Annotated in this window: 21 protein-coding genes; 8 read left to right on the top strand and 13 right to left on the bottom strand. The window is 69.0% G+C overall.

Annotation, left to right across the window (positions count from 1 at the left end; genetic code table 11):
* Positions 1 to 234: 234 nt before the first annotated feature.
* Together ABH933_RS30605 and ABH933_RS30600 are read right to left on the bottom strand one after the other, a co-directional pair.
* Positions 235 to 1,116, bottom strand: coding sequence for a hypothetical protein (locus tag ABH933_RS30605; RefSeq protein ID WP_429422101.1), 882 nt, complete (start codon positions 1,114 to 1,116; stop codon positions 235 to 237).
* 153 nt (positions 1,117 to 1,269) lie between these two features.
* Positions 1,270 to 2,232 carry a helix-turn-helix transcriptional regulator gene (locus ABH933_RS30600; RefSeq protein ID WP_429422103.1) on the bottom strand — a complete coding sequence of 321 codons (963 nt, stop codon included), beginning with the start codon at positions 2,230 to 2,232 and terminating at the stop codon, positions 1,270 to 1,272.
* Positions 2,233 to 2,293: 61 nt separating this feature from the next.
* Between ABH933_RS30600 and ABH933_RS30595 the strand changes: the two genes are divergently transcribed.
* Both ABH933_RS30595 and ABH933_RS30590 read left to right on the top strand, forming a co-directional pair.
* Positions 2,294 to 3,451 carry an epoxide hydrolase family protein gene (locus ABH933_RS30595; protein ID WP_429455172.1) on the top strand — a complete coding sequence of 386 codons (1,158 nt, stop codon included), beginning with the start codon at positions 2,294 to 2,296 and terminating at the stop codon, positions 3,449 to 3,451.
* Between the two features lie 247 nt (positions 3,452 to 3,698).
* Positions 3,699 to 3,920 (top strand): hypothetical protein, encoded by a 222-nt coding sequence (locus ABH933_RS30590; protein WP_215922429.1) that lies wholly within the window; start codon positions 3,699 to 3,701, stop codon positions 3,918 to 3,920.
* Positions 3,921 to 3,972: 52 nt separating this feature from the next.
* Here the strand turns inward: ABH933_RS30590 and ABH933_RS30585 are convergent, their stop codons facing one another.
* The gene (locus ABH933_RS30585; protein ID WP_429422107.1) at positions 3,973 to 4,893 is read right to left on the bottom strand and encodes an SMP-30/gluconolactonase/LRE family protein; all 921 of its coding nucleotides are present in this window, start codon (positions 4,891 to 4,893) and stop codon (positions 3,973 to 3,975) included.
* 172 nt (positions 4,894 to 5,065) lie between these two features.
* Here ABH933_RS30585 and ABH933_RS30580 point away from each other — a divergent pair, with 172 nt between their 5' ends.
* Entirely contained in the window at positions 5,066 to 5,515 is a 450-nt protein-coding gene (locus ABH933_RS30580; RefSeq protein ID WP_429422109.1) for a nucleoside deaminase, read from the top strand.
* Positions 5,516 to 5,521: 6 nt separating this feature from the next.
* Here ABH933_RS30580 and ABH933_RS30575 read toward each other — a convergent pair whose 3' ends face one another.
* The 6 genes from ABH933_RS30575 to ABH933_RS30550 form a co-directional block, all read right to left on the bottom strand.
* A complete protein-coding gene (locus ABH933_RS30575; protein ID WP_429422581.1) occupies positions 5,522 to 5,896 on the bottom strand; it encodes an ankyrin repeat domain-containing protein in 375 nt (124 codons plus the stop codon).
* A 465-nt stretch (positions 5,897 to 6,361) separates the two neighbouring features.
* Entirely contained in the window at positions 6,362 to 7,093 is a 732-nt protein-coding gene (locus ABH933_RS30570) for a hypothetical protein (RefSeq protein ID WP_429422111.1), read from the bottom strand.
* Between the two features lie 170 nt (positions 7,094 to 7,263).
* Positions 7,264 to 8,415, bottom strand: a complete 1,152-nt coding sequence (locus ABH933_RS30565; RefSeq protein WP_429422113.1) for an aminotransferase class I/II-fold pyridoxal phosphate-dependent enzyme — start codon at positions 8,413 to 8,415, stop codon at positions 7,264 to 7,266.
* A 119-nt stretch (positions 8,416 to 8,534) separates the two neighbouring features.
* Positions 8,535 to 9,908 carry a S28 family serine protease gene (locus ABH933_RS30560; protein ID WP_429422115.1) on the bottom strand — a complete coding sequence of 458 codons (1,374 nt, stop codon included), beginning with the start codon at positions 9,906 to 9,908 and terminating at the stop codon, positions 8,535 to 8,537.
* A gap of 11 nt (positions 9,909 to 9,919) precedes the next feature.
* The gene (locus tag ABH933_RS30555; RefSeq protein ID WP_429422117.1) at positions 9,920 to 10,663 is read right to left on the bottom strand and encodes a hypothetical protein; all 744 of its coding nucleotides are present in this window, start codon (positions 10,661 to 10,663) and stop codon (positions 9,920 to 9,922) included.
* On the bottom strand, positions 10,660 to 11,583 hold the full coding sequence (locus ABH933_RS30550; RefSeq protein WP_429422119.1) for an ATP-binding cassette domain-containing protein: 924 nt from the start codon (positions 11,581 to 11,583) through the stop codon (positions 10,660 to 10,662). Before ABH933_RS30550 ends, ABH933_RS30555 begins: the two co-directional genes overlap by 4 nt.
* Before the next feature lie 109 nt (positions 11,584 to 11,692).
* On the opposite strand from ABH933_RS30550, the gene ABH933_RS30545 reads away from it, so the two are divergent.
* On the top strand, positions 11,693 to 12,853 hold the full coding sequence (locus ABH933_RS30545) for a sensor histidine kinase (protein ID WP_429422121.1): 1,161 nt from the start codon (positions 11,693 to 11,695) through the stop codon (positions 12,851 to 12,853).
* Entirely contained in the window at positions 12,850 to 13,518 is a 669-nt protein-coding gene (locus ABH933_RS30540) for a response regulator transcription factor (RefSeq protein ID WP_429422123.1), read from the top strand. The genes ABH933_RS30545 and ABH933_RS30540 overlap by 4 nt, the downstream gene beginning before the upstream one ends.
* A 63-nt stretch (positions 13,519 to 13,581) precedes the next feature.
* On the opposite strand, the gene ABH933_RS30535 is transcribed toward ABH933_RS30540, so the two are convergent.
* Positions 13,582 to 15,540, bottom strand: coding sequence for a three-helix bundle dimerization domain-containing protein (locus ABH933_RS30535; RefSeq protein ID WP_429422125.1), 1,959 nt, complete (start codon positions 15,538 to 15,540; stop codon positions 13,582 to 13,584).
* Between the two features lie 225 nt (positions 15,541 to 15,765).
* Entirely contained in the window at positions 15,766 to 16,509 is a 744-nt protein-coding gene (gene yaaA, locus ABH933_RS30530; RefSeq protein ID WP_429422126.1) for a peroxide stress protein YaaA, read from the bottom strand.
* Between the two features lie 191 nt (positions 16,510 to 16,700).
* Here yaaA and ABH933_RS30525 point away from each other — a divergent pair, with 191 nt between their 5' ends.
* Positions 16,701 to 18,458: a proline--tRNA ligase gene (locus ABH933_RS30525; protein WP_429422128.1), complete on the top strand. Its 1,758-nt coding sequence runs from the start codon at positions 16,701 to 16,703 to the stop codon at positions 18,456 to 18,458.
* A 305-nt stretch (positions 18,459 to 18,763) separates the two neighbouring features.
* On the opposite strand, the gene ABH933_RS30520 is transcribed toward ABH933_RS30525, so the two are convergent.
* Positions 18,764 to 19,198 (bottom strand): ferritin-like domain-containing protein, encoded by a 435-nt coding sequence (locus tag ABH933_RS30520; protein WP_429422130.1) that lies wholly within the window; start codon positions 19,196 to 19,198, stop codon positions 18,764 to 18,766.
* Positions 19,195 to 19,734, bottom strand: a complete 540-nt coding sequence (locus ABH933_RS30515) for a hypothetical protein (protein ID WP_429422132.1) — start codon at positions 19,732 to 19,734, stop codon at positions 19,195 to 19,197. Before ABH933_RS30515 ends, ABH933_RS30520 begins: the two co-directional genes overlap by 4 nt.
* A 222-nt stretch (positions 19,735 to 19,956) precedes the next feature.
* Here ABH933_RS30515 and rimP point away from each other — a divergent pair, with 222 nt between their 5' ends.
* Positions 19,957 to 20,571 carry a ribosome maturation factor RimP gene (gene rimP / locus ABH933_RS30510; RefSeq protein WP_429422134.1) on the top strand — a complete coding sequence of 205 codons (615 nt, stop codon included), beginning with the start codon at positions 19,957 to 19,959 and terminating at the stop codon, positions 20,569 to 20,571.
* A complete protein-coding gene (gene nusA, locus ABH933_RS30505; protein ID WP_215922419.1) occupies positions 20,568 to 21,596 on the top strand; it encodes a transcription termination factor NusA in 1,029 nt (342 codons plus the stop codon). The genes rimP and nusA overlap by 4 nt, the downstream gene beginning before the upstream one ends.
* Positions 21,597 to 21,604: the final 8 nt, after the last annotated feature.

Below are 21,604 nucleotides of genomic sequence, written 5' to 3'. Positions count from 1 at the left end.
TCGCGACGGCATCGTTCGCATCGTCCGCCCTGCTGGTCGCCTTGGTAGTCATCTCGTTCGATTTCGGCGGCGCGCCGGGTCCGGCTTGACCGAACAGCCTGTCCCGCGAGCCGAACCGGTCACGATGCGGAGTCGGCGGGTCGGGGTGGTGACCGGTCAGCGGGCCAACAGGCCGGAGGCGGTCACCGCGAGGGCCTGGCGCGCCACCTCGGCGCTGGAGTGGGGACTGCTGCGCTAGTGAAGGTCAGCGGCGAGTCGATCCCAGGCGGGGGCACCACCCGGCATCGTCCAGGCACGCGTGCGGGTGAATCGCATCGGTTCCGTGACGCACAGGTCGGCGATCTGCCGCTGCGCGCGCTCGGCGAATGTCCGGTACGCCGGGTGGTCCTCGCCCTTGGTCCGCGCGATGTCCGCGAGGACCGAGCGGTGCTCGGCCGCGATGAGGTCGAGCAGTGCCGAACGGGAGTCGTCGGTGTCGCCGCGTCCCAGCAGAAGCGCTGGGGGAGTGACGTTTTCCGCGAGCGCCGCCACCAGCCGGGCATGACCGTCCAGCAGCACGTACCCGTCCAGGCAGCTGGCATCCCACAGCAGGACCGGCGGCAGCACCTGCTCACGAACCTGCCTGCGAAAGGCCTTCACCCGGGCCGCATCGACCTCGGGCAACGGTCGCAGCGGCAGCACCCCGTTCCAGCCGCGCGTCCAGCTCAGATATGCGTGCGGATGCTCGGACGTCAGGTCGCTGCGAAATGTATACGGCGGCAGCGACTTCGGGGCGCGGAGGAGCCAGCGTCCATTGTGTAAGGGCCCCAACGGATTATCCGACAGGTGGCCGGCGAACCAATGCGCCCACGACAACGACGGCTCCGGCGTTGATCCCGGCGGCGGGAGTCGCCGCGCCTGTGTGACCCGGATCGGTGGAATCGGGGACCGGTATCGGTCCGTGCGCGCGACGTGCACCCCGGACCGGTCCGTCTCCACCCGGGCCAGCACCACCACGCCGGTGTCCTGCCGCAGTAACAGACGACGACCCGAGGTGACCTCCCACCGCAGCCCGGGCCTCGCCGGTCGCTCGACGCACAGTTCCAGGCAGTCCCGGCTCAGCACAGTCCGCAGCACGCGGCCGATGGTATCCGTCGTCCGCGCCCCGCTCCGCGAGTCGCCACGATGAGCTGCGGGGCGCGCGGGGACAAGTCCGCCCGCTCCCCACTGTGGACCGAGTGCGAGCGGCTCACCGGGGGTTCCGTTGCGGCCAACGCCTGATTTCCGGCGCTAGTGTGCACCGGTTGCGCGGGTGAACCGGGCCGCGAGCGCCCGGAGATGAGTCGACAACTCCGGAGGCGATTCGACATCGAAGTCGAGGTCGAGTATGCCGATTGCCAGCGCGGCCAATGCGTAGGAGTCCGTTGCCATTTCGAGGCGGCAGGTGTGTTCGTCGATGGGTGTGACGATGCCCTGGGCGCGGCCGGCGAGCGCCTCGGCGGGGGCGTGGACGCGGATGATGCAGCGGTACGGCCACATGGCGAAGCCCAGGGTGCGGCGCAGGTACGCGGCGACATCCCCGTCCGGGGAGGAGCGCGGGGTGAAGCGCGGACCGTTGGGGGTTCGCAACGATATTCGGTCGATGCGGAAGGTGCGCCAGTCGGCGCGGCCGGTGTCCCAGCCGACGAGGTACCACCGGTCGCCCCAGTGCGCGATGCGGTGTGGTTCGACCGTGCGGCGGGCCTGCTCGCCGGTATGGCTGGTGTAGTCGAAGCGCAGAGTCTCCGCGACGCGGATGGCGGCGGAAATCGCGGTCAGCGTGCCGGCGTCGACGGCCGGGGCCGGGTCGCGCCGGGGCGACATGGTGACCACCGCCCCGCGCAGCATGTCGACGCGGTGGCGCAGCCGAGCCGGCAGCACCTGCTCGACCTTGGTCAGCGCGCGCACGGATGCGTCCTCGATACCGGCGACCGAGCTGGTCGTATTGGCCTGCAGGCCCAGGGTGACGGCTACTGCCTCGTCGTCGTCGAGCAGCAGCGGGGGCAGGGCCGCGCCCGCGCCAAGACGATATCCGCCGACCGGTCCCATCACCGCGTGCACCGGATATCCCAACGCGCGCAACCGATCCACGTCGCGGCGGACCGTGCGAGTGGTGACCGCGAGCCGCTCGGCCAGTTCGGTTCCGGTCCAGGCGCGATGCATCTGCAGCAGCGACAGCAGGCGCAGCAGGCGGGCGGGGGTGGTATCCGGCATGTCTCGATCATCTCGCACCAGTAGGACCGATCCTGTCCTACATGCGGTCGAAGATCGTCTCATGACCGAAACCTCTTCCGCGATCACGCCTTTCCGCATCGACATTCCGCAGGCAGACCTGGACGACCTCGACGACCGGCTGGCCCGCACCCGCCTGCCCGACGTATTGCCGGGCGTCGGCTGGTCCTACGGCGTCGATCGGGACTACCTGATCGACCTGATCGAGTACTGGCGCACCGGCTACGACTGGCGCGAACAGGAGGCCCGGCTGAACAAGGTTCCGCAGTTCACCACGGAAATCGACGGGCAGCACCTGCATTTCCTGCACGTGCGCTCACCCGAGCCGGACGCGACTCCGCTGATCGTGACCCACGGCTGGCCCAGCACACCGGCGGACTTCTCGGACATCATCGGCCCGCTGACCGATCCGCGGGCGCACGGCGCGGATCCGGCCCGCGCGTTCCACGTGGTGGCGCCGTCGGTGCCCGGCTTCGGGTTCTCCGGCCCGACCCTCGACTCGGGCTGGGACGTGCCCCGGATCGCGCGGGCGTGGGCGGAACTGATGCGGCGCTTGGGCTATCGGCACTACGGTGCCCAGGGTGGCGACTACGGCAGCCTCATCTCCGGTGCGCTGGGGCGAGTCGCCCCGGACAACGTGATCGGAGTGCACCTGAACGCGCTCGCCGACGCCGCGACACCGAGCGGGTCCGGCCATGATCTGGCGGTTCTGTCGGAGTCGGACCGCGCCAAGGCCGCAGCGAACCAGATCTGGTGGTTCGGGCACAACGGCTACGCGACCCAGATGGCCCTGCGCCCGCAGACCATCGCCTACTCGCTCAACGACTCCCCGGCAGGCCAGCTGGCCTGGAACCTGGAATGGTTCGTCGACTGGGACCCAACCGCCACCGAGCAGACGCCCATCGCCCGCGACGCCATCCTGACCGACGTCACCACCCTCTGGCTGACCGGCACCGCCGGCTCGGCGGCCCGGATCTACCGCGAGTCGGGCTCGTCCTGGGGCAGCAAACCCGCCCCCTCGGGCGTCCCGACCGCCGTAGCCAACTTCCAAGGCGACCGCGCCGTCCGCGGCCTGGCCGAGCAGGCCCACCGCATCGCCCGCTGGAACGAGTACCCGGTCGGCGGCCACTTCGCGGCTCTCCAGGCCCCGGCCGAACTCGTCACCGACATCCGCGAGTTCTTCGGCTCCCTCGATCGATGAGGGTTCGGGGAGTGCAATGTGATCACCAGGACACTTCAAGCAGTATGCAACTGTTGCGTAGTGCTCATTTGTGGTTGGAGTTGTGTATGGGAAATTCGCCACCTGAGTGGAGTTTTCGCTGGTTGGGACTACCGTGGAGGGTGCGCTCGCATCGGATGCGTCGACCAGCCCTAGCGGCGCCGAGGCGGCGGCTGATCGGGTGCAACAGGCGATACAGGCTGGTGACTATCGGAGGAGCTGAGGCCTCATGGTGTTGGACACCCTGGCGTTCTCCCTGGCAGTGATACTTCTGGCGACGATCATCATCATGCTCGCCATGGGCCTGTCCGAGCTTCCCGCCCCGCCGAAATCGACCCACTGCCATCGTTGCTCCAGGTGGATGCTCGACACGCATCGCAGCAGTGACGCGATGTGCCTGCGCTGCCGCATGAACGCGGCCGTCCACATCCTTGCGCCGCCGCGCGGCTAGGTGCGCGGCTCGACATCGCCGAAGGCGACGCCGAGCACCCGCCCGCCCGTGCTCAGGAGGGCAGCTCGACCACCGCGATGGCCGACGCGGCCAGGCTGCCGAGGTAGAGCGTGCCGTCCTGTTCGACGACGCCCGTGACCATCGCGTAGTGGTCGGGTTCGCGTTGCAGGTCGTGCACGAGGGCGCCGTCGAGCGAGTAGGCCTGCACCCATGCGGAGCGGATCGGCTTGGGCTGCAGCGCGTCCGGGATCGCGTAGGCGAGCCGGCGCAGGATGCCCGGTAGCGGAAGAAGCTTGTCCAGTAGGGGATTTCGCGGGCTGACGAGGGTGACCCAGCACAGGCCGTCACTGCCCAGGGCCATGTTGTCGGGGAATCCGGGCAGGTTCTCCACCAGGTAGTCGCTGGTTCCGGCGCGTGGGCCGGACAGGTGGTAGCGGGCCACCCGGTACCCGGCGGTCTCGGCGACCAGCACACAGGAGCGGTCCGGCGCCAGCACCACCCCGTTGGCGAATTGCAGTCCGTCCAACAGGGTTTCGACCCGGCCGTCGGGCAGGCGGCGCAGCAGGCGGCCGGTGCCGGAATGCTCGTAAAAATCGGCCATGTAGTGCTCGAACGGGTACCGCCGGGTGGAGGCCGAGAAATAGATCGTGCCGTCGGTGTCGGCGACCACGTTGCTGGCGAAGTTCAGGCGCTCGCCGTCCACCTCGTCGACGAGCACCTCCAACTCGCCGTGCGGCTTGTCCAGCCGGAGCAGACCTCGCTCGGAATCGCAGATCAGCAGCGCGCCATCGGGTTCCGCGTGCAGGCCCAGCGGCCGCCCACCGGTGTGCGCGATCTGCTCGACCGTGCCGTCGGCGGGATGCACGGCCAGGATCGGCCCGCCGCTGATCCCGGTGACCAGCCTGCCGTCCGCGGCCAGCACCACATCCTCGGGACTGCTCCCGGGCAGCGGCAGCAGCCGGGGCACGGGCATCGGCGGCACACTATGAGGTTCGCGAGCACGTGCGGGCGCCTGCGGCGGCGTCCAACGCTGAGGCTGTAGCGGCATACCCGAAACGTACCGTCGAGGCGGTCCCGTCGGTACCGTTCGGGCCGAATGATGTGCGTCGCGGACGACGCCGACGGCGTAGGGCACGATGGATTTCATGATCGACGCGGCCCGGCTCTTGGACACGGCCCTCGCGGAGGCCAGGCTTGGACTGTCGGAGGGTGGCATCCCGATCGGTGCGGCGTTGTTCGACGCGGACGGAAAGCTGCTGGGTCGCGGGCGCAATCGGCGCGTGCAGTCCGGGGATCCGAGCCTGCACGCGGAGACCGATGCGTTCCGCAATGCCGGGCGCCGGCGCGACTATCGCGACACCATCATGGTCACCACGCTCTCGCCGTGCTGGTACTGCAGCGGGCTGGTGCGGCAATTCGGGATCGGCGCGGTGGTCGTCGGGGAGTCGCGAACCTTCACCGGCGGCCACGACTGGCTCGCCGAGCACGGCGTATCGATCACGGTGCTGGACGATCCACGCTGTGTCGATCTGATGACCAGTTTCATCGCCGAGCGGCCCGAACTCTGGTTCGAGGACATCGGCGTCCCCGAGTAGCGGGTGTCAGCCGAACAGTTTCAGCAGGTCGGTCTTGCCGAACATGGTGGCGGTATCCCGCGCGGAGGGGGTTCCGGCGTCCGGATCGGCGCCCGCGGCCAGCAGCTTGCGCAGGATCTCGTCCTCGCCCTTGAACACCGCCCCGGCGGCGGGCGTCTGGCCCCGGTCGTTGGCCCGGTCGGGGTCGGCGCCGCGATCCAGCAGCACCGCGACCGCGTCCGGATGCCCGTGGTACGCGGCCAGCATCAGCAGCGTGTCGCCCCGGTCGTTGGTCAGGTTCACCGGCGCCCCGGCATCGAGGTACGCGGCCAACGCGGCCGCATCACCCGTGCGGGCCGTGTCGAAGATCCGGCCCGCGAGTTCGATCAGTTCCGGATCCATCCCGTCGGTGTCCACGAAACTACTTCTACCACCGCCGGCGAATGGCGGCTGCGAGGGGAGCCCGGCGGTTTTGCCGCCCGCCGGGCTCCATCGTGCCGCCCATTTCGCACCACGTTGCGGGGGAGGGAACGGATCAGGCTGGTCTGCGACGCGTCCTACCGTTGGACCATCTCCGCATGAGAGCGCGGAGAGCCGGATACGAGCCGGCACCTCGTCGCGGTCGCCCGTTCCTCAGCCTCCTGTGGTTCGGCGGCGAATACTCAATCTGGAGCGAGAGTCTGAGCTTGCGGCGGCTGCCTCTACCACTTGGGCTACCCGGGCCGAAGGCTGCCCGGGGCGGGATTCGAACCCGCACTGATACCGCTGAATCAGGTTCATCTTCAGTTTGAGCTTCGCGCTCCTCGCGCTTCCCCCGCCCTGTGAAGGCGGGGGAATTCCATGGATCCGGGCGGAACCCGGATTCGATCAGCGGAACAGGTATTCGAACAGGGTCGCGCCGACCTTGTGATCGGCCACCTCCGTCGAATTGGCCTCTTCCCGTGCGAATTGTACTGCCTGGCGCAGCTTTTCGATCCGGCCGGTCAGCTCGTTGATGCGCCGGGCCGGCAGCGCGCCGGAGAACTTGGTGGTCGTCCAGTAGCCGATCGCGATGTCCTCGTAGTACACCTCGACCTGCGCCGGGTGCTTCTCGGTGGCCTCGGCCTTGACGTGGTTGCGCGGCACCTTCTTGGTGCGGATGGTGCGCACCGGATCGGTACGCCACGTGTCCGCGGAGTCGTCGAACACCCACGCCTCCGCGGCATCGAGCACCGGCAGCTTCTTGACGAAGGCGAGCAGATCGGTCAGCTGCTTCTCGAGAAACAGCAGGTACGTGACGGGTGCTTCGGACAGCAGCGTGCGGCCGTCGATGGTCACATCCGCCCGGGCCTCGCAGTTCGCCCAGTCCTTCGTCGCGGTCACGTCGAACAGCCGGGTCAGCGTGTCCGCGGTGCGGCGCAGCACATCCTCCGACTTCACCTGCACGCGAGTCGATTCCGGCGGCAGCTGCTCGCCCTCCTCGTCCTTGGGCTGGTACGTCCGGGAGATGCCCGCGAGCAGGGCGGGCTTCTGCAGGGTGGCGTGCACTCCGGCGAGATCGCGCAGCGCTCCGCTCTTGACGCCCTTCTCCACCGCGATGATCTGATTGAGCTTCGCCATGATGCCTCCCTCCCCGCACAGTCTCCGTGCTTCGATTCCGAAAAGTGTTCCGCCACACCCGAGATGGATTCCGAAGTGGACCCGCGAGTGATGTCTGAGCCGGGAAGTGTTGGCCCCCAGCGCCGAACCGACGGTACGGGACTGCGGGCGAGTGTGCATCCGAATATTCGTCAGCTCGGCGGTGCCGCTCCAAGCTTGTCTCGAATCTCGTTGCAGGCCATCAGGAATCGGTCCACGTCGCGATCGGTGAGGGCGGCGTGAAGGGAGAATCGGATCAGGGTACGACCCGATGGCGTGGCCGGTGCGCAGAAGGGTGCGCCCAGGATTCCGTGTCGTTCGAGGATGTCGCGCACTCGCAGCGCGTGTGTTTCGGGCCCGGTCGGCACGGCGACGATCTGGCTGTCCGAGCCCGACAGGTCGAATCCGAGATCCGCCATGGCCTTTCGCACCGCGATCGATACCTCGTGCACCCGCGTGCGGCGGTCGTCCGCGGCGCGCACGGCGTCCAGGGTCGCCGCCAGGCCGACGATGTCGGGGTACCGCAGTGCGGAGGAGAACACCGCCGGGTACGACGCCGACCGGAAGTAGTCGACGAAATCCGGGTCGTGCACCGCGATGAATCCGGCGCGTCCGGCGAAGGCCTTCGCGAGGCTGGCGGTGCGGAAGGCCACCCGGTCGGTGAGTCCGAGCGCCACCACGGTGCCCGCCCCGTGCGGACCGTCGACGCCCAGCGAATGGGACTCGTCGACCACCAGCACGCTGCCGGTGTCCTCCGCGACCCGGCACAGTTCGGGCAGCGGGCTGTGGCTGCCGCTGGTGCTGCAGATCGCGTCGACGGCGATGATGCCTGGACCGTGCGTGGCGATCTGCGCGCGCAGGTGCCCGGGGTCGTGGTGCCGGAAGGTGCGGATGGGCGCCCCGGCCGCAATGGCGCCCTGCCGCAGCGACATGTGTGCCTTCGCATCGATGTGGATCTGCGTCCGTGGGTCCGCAATGGCTTGCAGCAGACCGAGATTCGCGTCCCAGCCGGACTGGCACACGACGCCCGCGCCGGCGTGCATGTATCGAGCCAGCCGCCGCTCCAGCATGCTTTGATCCGGGCCGGGCTGGGGCGCGGCGGCGTCACTGTGCGCCGCGGCGGCCGCCGCCGCGGCGATATCCCGGTCGCCCGCCAGGGCCAGGTAGTCGTTGCCAGTGAGCACCACGTCGGCTGCCGTGGGTCTGCGGCCGTGTAGAAACGGCCTGGTCCCCGGCGCGCCGGTGGCTCGTTCGGCATAGAAATGCTCGATCCGGTCCCTGATCCGTGCGGCGACGGTGACCACTTCCGCTCCCTTTCGATGCGTGCGGGCGGCAACGATTCGGGTCGTACTCGCCGCCTGTCACGATCATTACCCACCTGGGTGGCGAGAAGGCTCAGGAAGCGATGACGAAACTCTGACGTTCAGTGCGCCGGACCTGCTTCCAAGCGGTGCGGACTGCAATCGATCTGGTGTTGGTGGGGGTCCGGATGTTCGCCGGACGCCCAACCGGTCAGCGTTGCGCGGGCGGCCGCGCCATCCGGGCCGGTGAGATTCGCAAGCCGGGTGAGGTGATTGGTGGCCGGGGCTATGTACACGGCGGAATTCGTTGTGCCGGGGCCGAGCCGGAACGGCTTCGCGCGGGTCGGGTCGTATTCGCCGTAGACGAACAGGAGTCCCGCCCCGCATCGGTGCACCCATTGGTCGATATCCCGCATGGCTTCCGGATCGAAGATGAGTGGAATCTGTCGTGGCACATAGGTTTTCATGTCCTGAATGCCGGGGTAGCGCAGCTGCCCGACAAGTTCCGGTGGCGTGAAACGTGCCGTGCCGAGTTGTGTGCCGAGTTGGTAGAAGGACGGCAGGGCGATCGCCAGGCCTTGGTCGGTGTAGGACTCCGGCTGGGTCAGCTCACGCAGCCAGGTGTACAGCGTGTCGGTGGTCGCTGTGGCGGGCGGGATGGTCGCACAGTCGCCTGGGCCGTGGCGCATCCAAAAGTACAGCGGCACTTGCAGGGTGCTCAGTTCCAGCATGCGATCGAGACCGCCGACGGTGTCGACGGTATAGCCGGACTGCCGTGTCCATGTGCTCAGGCGATCGTCGATCTCATTGCGGCGTACGAGGATTTCCCGTTGAGCAGCGGTGAGCGCGGCGCGGCATTCGGGTGTTCCGACCGCGGCGACGAATCGGTCGTAGGCGGAGCTGTCCGCGTCGTCGGTGATATTCGGCGCACTGTAGGCGATCGTGCCGGTCACGTCGTCGGGGTAGAAGCGGCGGTGGTAGATCGACGCCATTCCGCCTTTGCTGGCGCCGGCGGAGATCCAGGCGGCCCGATAGATCGGGCGCAGGGCCGCGATGATGCGGTGGTGGTCGGCGGCGGCCTGGCGGATGTCGAGCTTGGTCCAATCCGTCGGCCGGGGACGGGACGCGCCGAAATACCGTTGCTCGGTGACGATTTGATCGGCCGCCAGGAGTTGGGTGGGTTCGGCGCGGAACTCGGGATCCGGGTTCAGATCGTATCCACCGGTATAGAGCACCATCGGCTTGTTGGTGGATCGGTGCAGCAGTGTCAGTCGCTGGTCGAAGGAGCCGCGTTCGGGGTGATCGTGATCGATTGGCTGGCGGTAGGTGAGGACGAAGAAGCGGCCATCGGATACGGACTGCTCGCGGGTTACCGTGAGACCCGGAATACGCTGCAGCGCAGTCCGGATGTCATCCTCGCGCGAGCACGCGGCGGTGCCCGGGAGCAGCAGGACGAATATCACGGCAACGGCGAGGACGCGGAGCGGATTGCGCACGACCCCTCCGCTCACAGATCGCGGCGGCGCACGGCCAGCCAGCCGGCCGCGACGGCCGCGACGGCCCACAGTGCGGCGATCAGCAATCCGGTCCACGGACCGAGCGGCCCCTCGGGGTGCAGCAGCAGCACCTGCCGCCCGGCCCGGTCGGGCAGAAATTCCGCCGACGCGGCGCCCCTGCCGACATCGCCGAGGGTGAACGACAGCAACAGCACGAGCGGGACGAGCAGTCCCATTGCCAGTGCGCCGCTGTGGACCAGGGCCGCCAGACCGGCCGCGAGCAGTGCCATGAAGGCCGCGTAGATGCCACAGCCGAGAATCGCGCGCCACACCACCGGGTCATCCAGTCCGAGCCGCGGCAGGTACAGGAATGGCCGGGTGCACAGGAACGACGTGAGCCCGGTCAACACCCCGGCGGCGCCGGCCGATACCGCGACAATCGCTAGCCCCGCCGCGTACTGCAGGCCGCGGCGCGGCACGGCCACCAGCCAGATCCGTTCGCCCTGACCGCGATACCCGGCCGCCATGCAGGCCGCACCGAAGCAGATGGCCGCGGCCTGCCCGAAGTTGATCCCGTAGAAGGCGGTGAGCAGTGGATCGAATCCGGGCTTGTGCGCGTGCTCCCGACCCAGGCTCGCGGAGCCCACGATCGAGAACCCGACCGTGCTCACGAACAGCAGCGCCAGCATCGCGGGCAGGGAGGGCAGCGACCGGACCTTGATCCACTCCGATCGCAGTACCGAGGTGAATGTCATGCGACCTCCTTCGTGCTCGCCGCGTAGGTGTCTTCTCCAGCTGTCAGGGCCAGGTACGCGTGCTCCAATGTGGTTTCCTCATCGGTCAATTCGAGGATCGGGACCCCGGCGCCGGACAACAGCGGTCCGAGCCGGTATGCCTGTTCGCCGGGTATCAGCCAGCGATCCGGTCCGTCGGGGACCGGTTCGATTCCATTGCGCGCCAGCGTCGCTCGCATCAGGGCCGGATCCGTCGTGCGCACGCGGACTCGCGGTTGTGCATGCGCACCGATGAATTCCCGCAGGCCGGTGTCGGCGAGCACGCGGCCCCGTCCCAGCACCAGCAGGTGATCGGCGAAACTGGCCGTCTCACCCATCAAATGGCTCGACACGAGCACGGTGCGCCCCTCACCGGCCCAGCGCCGCAAGGTTTCCCGCAGCCAGACGATGCCTTCGGGATCCAGGCCATTCGAGGGCTCATCCAGCATGAGCACCGGCGGATCGCCCAGCAGCGCCGCGGCGATGCCCAGCCGCTGCCGCATGCCGAGGGAGAAGGCGCGAATCCGTTTGCGGGCCACCGAGATCAATCCGACCTCCGCCAGCACCTCGTCCACCCGCCGGGCCGGGATCCCGTTCCCCACAGCGAGGGCCAGTAGATGGTCGCGGGCCGCGCGGCCCGGATGCGCGGCGGCGGGGTCCAGCAGGGCGCCCACCTGTCGCAGCGGTTGCGCGGCCGACCCGTACCGGTGGCCGCCCACGGTGGCCGTGCCGGAGGTGGGGCGGTCCAGTCCGAGGACGAGTCGCATGGTCGTGGATTTCCCGGCGCCGTTCGGGCCGAGGAAACCGGTCACCCGGCCCGGTAATACGTCGAAGGTGACATCGTCGACGGCTCTGGTCCGGCCGTACTCCTTACTGAGCGCTCGCGCCTCGATCGTGATCATGACCCCAGCCTGACCGTGAGTACTGCGGAAAACCTCCCCCGCGGGTGCCGATCGTCTCCCCCGCATGGGGGAAGCGGTCGCCCCACCACGTCCTGGCACGATAGAAATCATGTTCGCGCTGCTACGGCCACTGACCCGCGCGGTCACCTATACCCGCGGACTTCACCTGTGCCTGCCGCTGGCGGTGGTGGCGATGTGGCTGTTCATCGATCACAGCCGGCCGTATGTGCCGGCGCTGCTGATCGTTCCGATGGGATTGCTGCCCGCGTCGCGGCTGGCCGAGGGTGTCCAGGCGCAGCTGTTTCTGACTCCGGGTGAGCGCGGCCGAACGGATACATCAATCGCCGCCGCCCCCGCGACCACGTGGGCGGACCGTTGGCGCACCGTCTGGTGGATGGAGCTGCGGCTGGTGTGCAGCGCAGTGTTGCTGGCGGTGATCGTGGGGACCGTATGGTCGTGCACCGACCTGATCCGCGCCGCCGCGGGCGCCGAGCCGTCCCGGGACGTCCTGTTCGACCTGTCGCCGCATTGGTGGTGGGCGATCCTGGTGCCGGTGCCCATCGCGGTCGCACTGGCCGTCCTCGTCGTCCTGGGCGAATTCATCACCGTCGCCGCCCGCCGCCTGCTCGGTCCCTCGGCGGCCGAACGTCTGCGGGTACTCGAGGAGCGCACGGAGCGACTACTCGAACACAATCGCATCGCCAGGGACCTGCACGATTCGATCGGGCACGCCCTCACCACGATCGTGCTGCAGGCGGGTGGGGCCCGCGCCACAGCGGACCCCGAATTCACCGCTCGCGCACTGGGTACCGTCGAGGACATCGGCCGCGCCGCGATGGACGATCTGGATCGCGTACTGCGCATCCTGCGCTCGCCCGGCCCGCCGGCCGATGAACGCCCCACGCTCGCGGCGGCGGCGCATCTCATCGACTCGGTGCGATCCGCCGGCGCACCGACGAAAGTCGTCCTCGAAGGCCCGATCGACGCGCTGCCCGGCCCGGTCACCCGAGAGGGGTACCGCATACTGCAGGAATCGCTGACCAATGTCCTGCGCCATTGCGGGCCTGTGCCGATTCAGGTCACGGTGCGGGCGAATACCGAGCGGCTCCAACTCCAAGTGCGAAATCCGCTTCCCGGACCATCGGCCACCCCCGGTAGTGGCAGCGGTCTGCGCGGCATCCGCGAGCGTGCCGAACTACTCGGCGGCCGAGCGCAATTCGGCCCCGACGAGAATGGCTGGCTGGTTCGTGTGGAGGTGCCGCTGCGATGACCTCGATTTCGGTTCTGCTGGTCGACGACGAACCGCTGGCCCGGGCCGGCTTGAGCGCCATCCTCACCGCTCAGCCCGGCATCGAAGTGGTCGGAGAAGCCGCTGACGGAATCGCGGTGCTACCTCTGATCACACAGCTGCGCCCCGCCGTGGTCGCCATGGACGTCCGAATGCCGCTGATGGACGGCATCGAGACCACTCGGGTGATCCTGCGTGAACTGCCCGACCCACCGAAAATCCTCATCATCACCACCTTCGAGCACGACGACTACGTCTACCGCGCGCTCCGCGCCGGCGCCGACGGATTCCTGCTCAAGCGAGCTCGCCCCGCCGAGATCACCAACGCCGTTCGCACAGTCGCGCAAGGCGATTCGCTCCTCTATCCCTCCGCCGTACGGACCTTGGCCGCAGGGCATGCGAACCCGGCCGCGCGGGCTGCTCTGGAACGCGCCGCGCTCACCGACCGCGAGCAAACCGTGCTACGACACATGACCCGCGGCCTGTCCAACGCCGAAATCGCCTCCCACATGTACCTCGGCGCCGAAACCATCAAGTCCCACGTGTCCGCTATCCTGGCCAAACTCGGCGTGCGAGACCGCACACAGGCCGTCATCCTCGCCTACGAATCCGGATTCGCAGGCGCCGGTGCCCCTGTCGACGGATAGCCGGGCAGCCACCACGCCAGGATCAGTTCGTTGGTGTGGCCGAGGTCGAGGCCGCTGATGGTCTCAGTTGTATGCCTTCGCGACGCCGTTGAGCAGGTACTCGAGGGTGTCGTAGGCCGGGGGATCGACCACGTCGACGACCTGCGGGGCGACCGGGATGTGGTGATCGCCGGTCACCGAGGTGAACTGAGCCGGATCGCCGGTGCGGAAGCCGTGTTCGGCGGCCAGGCGCTGCAGGTCCGGGTCGGTCGAAAGCAGCCGGCCCAGCCGGTCACCCGCGTCGTCGAGCGGAACCAGGGTGTGCTGGGACAGGATCGTCGGCGACGGGTACATCAGCTCCATGTCGGGCGTGGTCTTCCCGTGCACCGCGGCATCGACGAACTGGGCCTCGTAGATGAGCACCAGCGGGGTGGGGCCCATGCCCGCGGAGAGGTACTCGTCGAACGGACCCTGGCTGGTATTGTCCGAAAAGCCTTGGCCGACGAAGAGTTTCGCCACCTTCTGCACCGCGTTGTCCTCGGCGGTCTGCCCGCGCACGATCGTGTCGTCATTGGCGACGTAGCTGGCGATCGCCACGTACATATCCGCCGAGTTCGACGTCCGCGGGTCGGTGGTGGAGACCAGAATGTTCTTCGACACCGGGTAAGTGGTGTTGCCGGGCAGCTGATTCCACTGCGTGCCGCTGTTCACCAGGTCCATGTAGCGGTTCATGTCCAGGGTCGGCACCGGGCCCGGCCGCACCACGCCCGCCGCGGTCAGCAGGTCCGCGATCGGCTTGTAGGTCGCGATTGCCATCGGCGAGGAGAACGGCGTGTACTTCGCGGTCAGATGGTGATCGCGCAGCAGCCGCTCCGCCGCCGGGGCGCTGGAGGGAAAAGCGAAGTCGTCCTTGCTCAGATCCAGCGAGGTGGCGATCTGCCGCGAACCGGCGGCCTGCACGTGCACCTCGAGCCCGTGCTTCGCCAGCGCCGCGACCACCTTCGGATCGTTGAAGTACGGAATCTTCTCCGATCCGACCACCCCGTGCACGGTCGTCACGGAAGCCGCTGTGGCGGTGCCGGTTTGGTGCGATCCACCGGTGCCGTGCGGTATCGAGAACAGTAGGATGATGACGATCGCCACCAGCGCGGCAACGAAGATCTTGCCGCCGGTGAGCGGCGGACCGACGAGAGCCTTTGCGCCGGAAAGGAATTTGGCCGCGGCGTTCGTCGGTGCCGGTTCGGTGGGACGCGGGTCGCCCGGATCGGAAGCGGTCGCATTCGGGGCCGCGGAACCCGATGCTGTCGCGTCCGGTGTCGTCGCGCCAGTCGTCGCACTCGGATCCGTTGTGCCCGACGTTGTTTCGCTCGGCTTAGTTGCGCCTGGTGCTGCGGCACTCGATGCTGATGTGTCGGGGGCTGTGGCACTCGGGTCGATCTTGCCCGGCGCTGTTTCGCTCAGCGCTGTCGCGGCCGATAGCGTCGCGCCCGGATCTGTCTCGACCGCGGCTGCCGGTTCCGGTGTCGTCATATCCGGTGCCGTCACACTCGCACCTGTCTTGCCCGGGACTGTCGCGCCGGGATCGGCCACGGTGGTGCCGGACTTGTCGGGATCCGGAGTGATACGGGCCGTTGCGTCAGGGTCGAGCGCCTCGGGAGTTCCGCTGCCCGAAGTGGCCGTTCCGGTTTCGGCGCCGGCAGGGTCGGCGGTGCCAGGATCGGTGCTGTGCTGCTCGGCTGTATCGGGTTCGGTCGTCTCCGGTTCGATTGTGATCGGCTCGGTGGTGCCCAGGGTGGCCTCGATCTCGGCGATACCCACCGCGGGCCCCCCGCCCAGCTCGTGGCGGACGATGCGCTCCACCAGAATTGGCACGAAATCGCGTATCGTGCGGCCATCGAAGCGGTGCAGCGCCCTGTCGATGGCCGTTCGGACCCGCTGCGCGGAATGCGTTTCCGCGTAATCGCCGATCAGTTGATCGGTCAGCTCGCGCAGGGCTTTGTCCTCGCGTTCGGCCATGTCTTCACGTTGGGCATCGATACCCACGCCGAGCTCCTCGACATCACAGGGAATGGACGCGCGGCATTTTCCGGTGCGTGTGGCAGACCTTACGGCACAATGCCCGGCTGTCCCAAGCGCGGCAATATGTTCCGTGCCATTCTCTGCGGAAATGCCTGCACGCTATCGTGATTCGCGAAAATCGTTGCCGCAGCGCCAATTTCCGTTCAATTACAGGCAACCGGAAATTTACGCGGGCGACCTTCCGGGCTATTACGTCAGCACGAGCAGTTCGGTGGAGGAGGCGATTTCCACCTGCAGGCCCGCCTTCTCGGCGATCCGCGCCAGCGCCGCGATGTCGGTGGGTTCGGCGCGGCTGCACACCAGCGCCCGCGCCAGCAGACCCTTGTGGTGCTTGTTGAAGTGGCTGACCACGGTCCGGGAGCCGTCGGGGCGCTCGGTCAGCACGGTCGCGGTGACCGCCCCCGGGATCCGGCCCAGCTGTGCGTAGGTGCCCGAGCGCAGGTCCACGGTCAGCTGCCCGACGGTCTCCTCGCGCAGCGCGGGCCCGAGCACCGGTTTCCACAGCGCGGCCAGCGTCGAGCAGCCCGGCAGCTTCGACCCGCCCGAGAGCCGGTAGGCCGGGATCGGGTCGGTCGCCCGCACCACCCCGAACAGCGCGGAGCCGATCGCGAGGCGGGCCTGCGCCTTCGCGCGCTGGGCCGCGGTGAACGATGCGGCATCGAGGGCGTCGTAGAGCACCCCGGTGTACCGCTCGAGCGCGGGGCGGGTGGGCGCGGTGCGCAGCGCGGCATTGCGGGCGATCTCCGCATCGGCCCCCTTGCCCAGGCTCAGTGCGGCGCGCGAGGCCTCCGGATCGCCGGCCAGGTCGATCAGCGCGGTGACCAGCTTGTCGCGCACCGCGCTGAGCTGCGGCAACGACAGCGCGTCCAGGTCGAGCGGACCGAGATCGCCGCCGTCGGACTTGGTTTCGGAGGGAGGAAGGATCACCAGCACGAGCGGATACGGTACCGCCGCGCAAGCCCCGCGGCGCGCAGACGGTACCGCCGCGCGGATCCGGCGGCGCGCAGACGGTACCGCCGCGCGGATCCGGCGGCGCGCAGACGGTACCGCCGCGCGGATCCCGCGGCGCGCAGACGGTGGCGCGCGTATCAGCGCCGCGACGGCACGGGCTAGTCTGTGCATCCGTGATCACCCGCCTCTCCCACCTGTTCCTGCGTACCCTGCGCGACGACCCCGCCGACGCCGAGGTGCCCAGCCACAAGCTTCTCGTCCGCGCCGGATACGTCCGCCGGATCGCGCCGGGTGTGTACTCCTGGCTGCCGCTGGGCCTGCGGGTGCTGCGCCGGGTCGAGGAGGTGGTGCGCCAGGAGATGAACGGCATCGGCGCCCAGGAGATCTCGCTGCCCGCGCTGCTGCCGCGCGAGCCGTACGAGACCACCAACCGTTGGACCGAATACGGTGACGCGCTGTTCCGGCTGCAGGACCGCAAGAAGGCCGACTACCTGCTCGGACCCACGCACGAGGAACTGTTCGCGCTGACGGTGAAGGGCGAATACAACTCCTACAAGGATCTGCCGGTCACGCTGTACCAGATCCAGACCAAGTATCGCGACGAGGAGCGTCCCCGCGCGGGCATTCTGCGCGGGCGCGAATTCGTCATGAAGGACTCGTACTCCTTCGACCTGGACGAGGCCGGGCTGAAGGCCAGCTACGCCGCCCACCGCGACGCCTACAAGCGCATCTTCGACCGGCTCGGCGTGTCGTATGTGATCGTCGCGGCCACCTCGGGCGCGATGGGCGGCAGCGCGTCGGAGGAGTTCCTGGCCGACAGCCCCGTCGGCGAGGACACCTACGTGACCTGCCGCGAGTCCGGCTACGCCGCGAATGTCGAGGCCGTGGTCACGCCCGCGCCGCCGGAGCTTCCGATCGAGGGCCTGGCGCAGGCGCAGGTGCATGAGACGCCGAGCACGCCGACGATCGCCACCCTGGTCGACTGGGCGAACGCCGCCGGGATCGCCGAGCAGTTCGGCCGTCCCGTGACCGCCGCGGACACGCTGAAGAACGTCATGGTCAAGCTGCGCCACCCCGACGGCAAGACCGAGATCCTCGGTATCGGCGTGCCCGGTGACCGCGAGGTCGACGGCAAGCGCCTGGGCGCCTCGGTCGAGCCGGCCGAGGTCGAACTGCTCGACGAGGACGACTTCAAGGCCAACCCGTTCCTGGTGAAGGGCTACATCGGCCCGAAGGGTCTGCAGGAGAACGGCGTTCGCTACCTGGTCGACCCCCGCGTGGTCACCGGCACCTCCTGGATCACCGGTGCCGACGCCCCCGGCAAGCATGTCGTCGGCCTGGTCGCCGGGCGCGATTTCACCCCCGACGGCACCATCGAGGCCGCCGAGGTCCGCGACGGCGATCCCTCGCCGGACGGGCAGGGGGTGCTCGTGGCCGCGCGCGGCATCGAGATCGGCCACATCTTCCAGCTCGGCTACAAGTACACCGACGCCTTCGAGGTGGACGTGCTCGGCGAGAACGGCAAGCCCGTACGCCTGATCATGGGCTCCTACGGCGTCGGCGTCTCGCGCATGGTCGCGGTGGTGGCCGAGCAGATGCACGACGACAAGGGCCTGCGCTGGCCGCGCGAGGTTGCGCCCTTCGACGTGCACGTCGTGATCGCCAACAAGGATGAGGGCGCCCGCGCGGGTGCGGAACAGGTTGCCGCGCAACTAGATTCGCAGGGCATCGAGGTCCTGCTGGACGACCGCACCGCCTCGCCGGGGGTGAAGTTCAAGGACGCCGAACTACTCGGCATGCCGGTGGTGCTGGTCGTGGGCCGCGGCTGGGCCGAGGGCAAGGTCGAGGTGCGGGATCGGTTCGCGGGGACGAGCGAGGAGATTCCGGCCGACGGTGCGGTTGCCGCGGTGCTGGCCAAGGTGCGCGGCTGACCCGGTCGCCGCGGCGGACTCGCCGCCGCGGCAGCTTCTGAGCCTCCTGAGCATCAACGTCGGCGCCGGTGGCGGCGTTGGCGCGGGTGTCGGCACGGGGTCGCACTGACCCTGGCACACGCAGCTCCGGGCACGCCTGAGCATCGTTCGATGCGGGCGTGCCCGGGTTGTTGCTGGGGGCTTCAGCTGATCGGGAGTTGGCCGGTTCCGCTCGCCGCTGTGCGGGCTCGTGCCGCGATGCCGTGGGCCCTGCGTCGGGGCACAGACCCTGCCGTCAACGCGGGTGGATCCGCGTCGGGCTGCCGTCAGGCTCGGCCCGGAAAAGCCATCGTCGCCGGGTTGGTGCCCAGGATCTGCTGCCAGGTGGCAAGGCGCACAGCGCATTCGGACAGCGCCTCGATGCCCGCGCGGCGCACGTCGGGGGAGTCGGCGCGCTCGACCACCGAGCGCCAGGCGATGGCGGTGTCGGTTTCCACGGTGACGGCGAATTTCGCCGCCGGGATCGGATCGTTCACCGGGGACGGCGGCGGATAGGCGGGCGCGGGGCCCGGTACCGCCCCTCCGGCGGCCCGCAGCGCGTCGATGGTGGCATCGCGCCGGACGCGGTGCGCGGTCGTGAATTCAATGATGATCTTGTTGCGATCCGCGGCCGCGTAGGCAGAGATCACGCCGTAGGCGTACACCGCCGCATATTCGGCATTCAGGGCGTCGGTCAACGCCTGCTGATCGGCCGTACTCATTTCAGCAGTACCTCCACGTGGCTGGCGCAGCAGGCGCTGATCGAGGCCAGCAGCCCGGCGCGGTAGGCGGTATTCGCATCCGACGCGTCGGCGGCCGACTTGCGTGCGGCCGAGAGCCGATCGCGCACCGCGGCGACGGTCGGGGGCGGCGCCGGTGTGGCCGGCGGCGTGACGACCGGGGTGGGCGACTTGGGAAGCGTGGCGTCGCCGTAAACCCCGACGGCCCGGTTGATCTCGGCCCGCAGCGCATCGGCGTGCGCGGTGCGCTGGGTGGCGATCACTGTGAGCGTGGCCGCCCGGTCCGGCGCGGCGGCGGCCGCGGCCCGTGCCCACACCGCGTCGGTGCGCGCCGAAATCTCGTGCGGCAGTAGCGTGTCCGGCTGCGGCGGGGGTTTCTTGGTACAGGCGGCGGCGCTCAGGGACGCGACCGCGAAGGCGCCGCCGCCCGCGACCCGCAGCAGCGCCCGTCTGTCTAGCGTGCGGCCCATGGGCGGCGCGTCCGAGGAGCTGGCGGGCATGGTTCGACGGGTCGGCACGCGTCCATCGTGCCAGGCAATGTCGGAGGCTCGGACGGCGGGCGCGCCGGTGGGTGTGACCACCGGAAAACTGGAGATCGTTGGCTGGTCCTTTACACTCTTGCAGCGCGTTACGCTAGACCTCCGGCGGAGTATTCCGACGACGATGCGCGCCGACCATGCCCCACCAGGACCTATACCGACAACTCCACCGCGCCACAACTGAACCAGGAGCCGCCCCACATGCCGATGCCGACCGAGGAAAGGGTGAGCCAGCTCGTTGCTGCGCTCGTCGAGGGCCGAGGATTCGACCTCGATGGCGTGGCCGTGTCGGCCGTGGGCCGGGATCAGGCGCGCGTGGTGATCACCGTGGACAGCGAGGCCGCCGCCGATCTGGACGCGGTCGCGGACCTGAGTGGAATTATCTCCGAAATCCTGGACGACGCGGGCGATTTCGGGGAGACCCCCTACTTACTGGAGGTCACCACCCCCGGTATCGAACGGCCGCTCACCCTGCCGCGGCACTGGCGCCGGGCGCGTGGACGCAAGGTGGGCATCACGATGCGTGCCGGCGCCGAGGCTCCCGAGGGCGTGCCGAAGTTCGACGCCCGCGTCGGCGAGGCCACCGATACCGAGGTGGCGCTGGTTCTCGGCGGTAGACGAAAACCGCACCGGGTCCGCGTGCCGCTCGCCGATATCGAACGCGCCGTGGTCCAGGTGGAATTCTCCGCGCCCGGCGAGGCGGAGATGGAATTGGCCGGGGGCGTCGCGCCCGGCCGCCCGGCGCCCGGTGCGCCGGTGCAGGACATGCAGGGGGACAACACAACAGCAGCTTCGACCGAAGGGACCGTGGCATGAACATCGAAATCGAAGCCCTGCGGGCGATTGTCGCCGATAAGGGCATCGCGATGGAGACGGTGATCTCCGCGATCGAGTCGGCGCTGCTGACCGCCTACCGGCACACCGAGGGGCACGAGCCCAACGCCCGTATCGACATCAACCAGAAGACGGGCGTCGTGCGGGTGATGGCCCGCGAGGTCGACGCCGACGGCAACACCGTCTCCGAGTGGGACGACACCCCCGAGGGTTTCGGGCGCATCGCGGCGACCACCGCGCGCCAGGTCGTGCTGCAGCGGCTGCGGGATGCGGAGAACGAGAAGTCGTTCGGCGAATTCTCCACCCATGAGGGCGAAATCGTCGGCGGCGTGGTCCAGCGCGATGCCCGGATGAATGCCCGCGGCACAGTGGTGGTGCGCATCGGCAGCGAGGCGACCGGCGCGGAGGGCCTGATTCCCCCGGCCGAGCAGGTGCCCGGCGAGACCTACGAGCACGGTGATCGCATCAAGTGCTACGTCGTGGGCGTCTCCCGCGGGCCGCGCGGCCCGCAGATCACCCTCTCGCGCACCCACCCGAACCTGGTGCGGCGGCTGTTCGCGCTGGAGGTGCCCGAGATCAGCGACGGCTCGGTGGAGATCGTGGCGGTGGCTCGCGAGGCCGGGCATCGCTCCAAGATCGCCGTGCGCAGCACGGTGCCGGGCGTGAATGCCAAGGGCGCGTGCATCGGCCCCATGGGCCAGCGGGTGCGCAACGTGATGAGCGAGCTGGCCGGGGAGAAGATCGACATCATCGATTACGCCGAGGACCCGGCCACGTTCGTCGGGAATGCGCTGTCCCCGTCGAAGGTTGTCTCTGTCACAGTCGTCGACGCCGATGCGCGTGCGGCGCGGGTGGTGGTGCCGGACTTCCAGCTCTCGCTGGCGATCGGCAAGGAGGGGCAGAACGCCCGCCTGGCCGCCCGCCTGACCGGCTGGCGCATCGATATCCGCAGCGACGCGGCCCCGGACAACAGCGGTTCGGTGCGCTCGGAGGCACACCGCGGATGACCGCGAAC

It is taken from the genome of Nocardia sp. GP40, from assembly GCF_050434125.1.
Lineage (GTDB): Bacteria > Actinomycetota > Actinomycetes > Mycobacteriales > Mycobacteriaceae > Nocardia > Nocardia albiluteola.
This window is presented reverse-complemented; position numbering and strand designations above follow the sequence as displayed.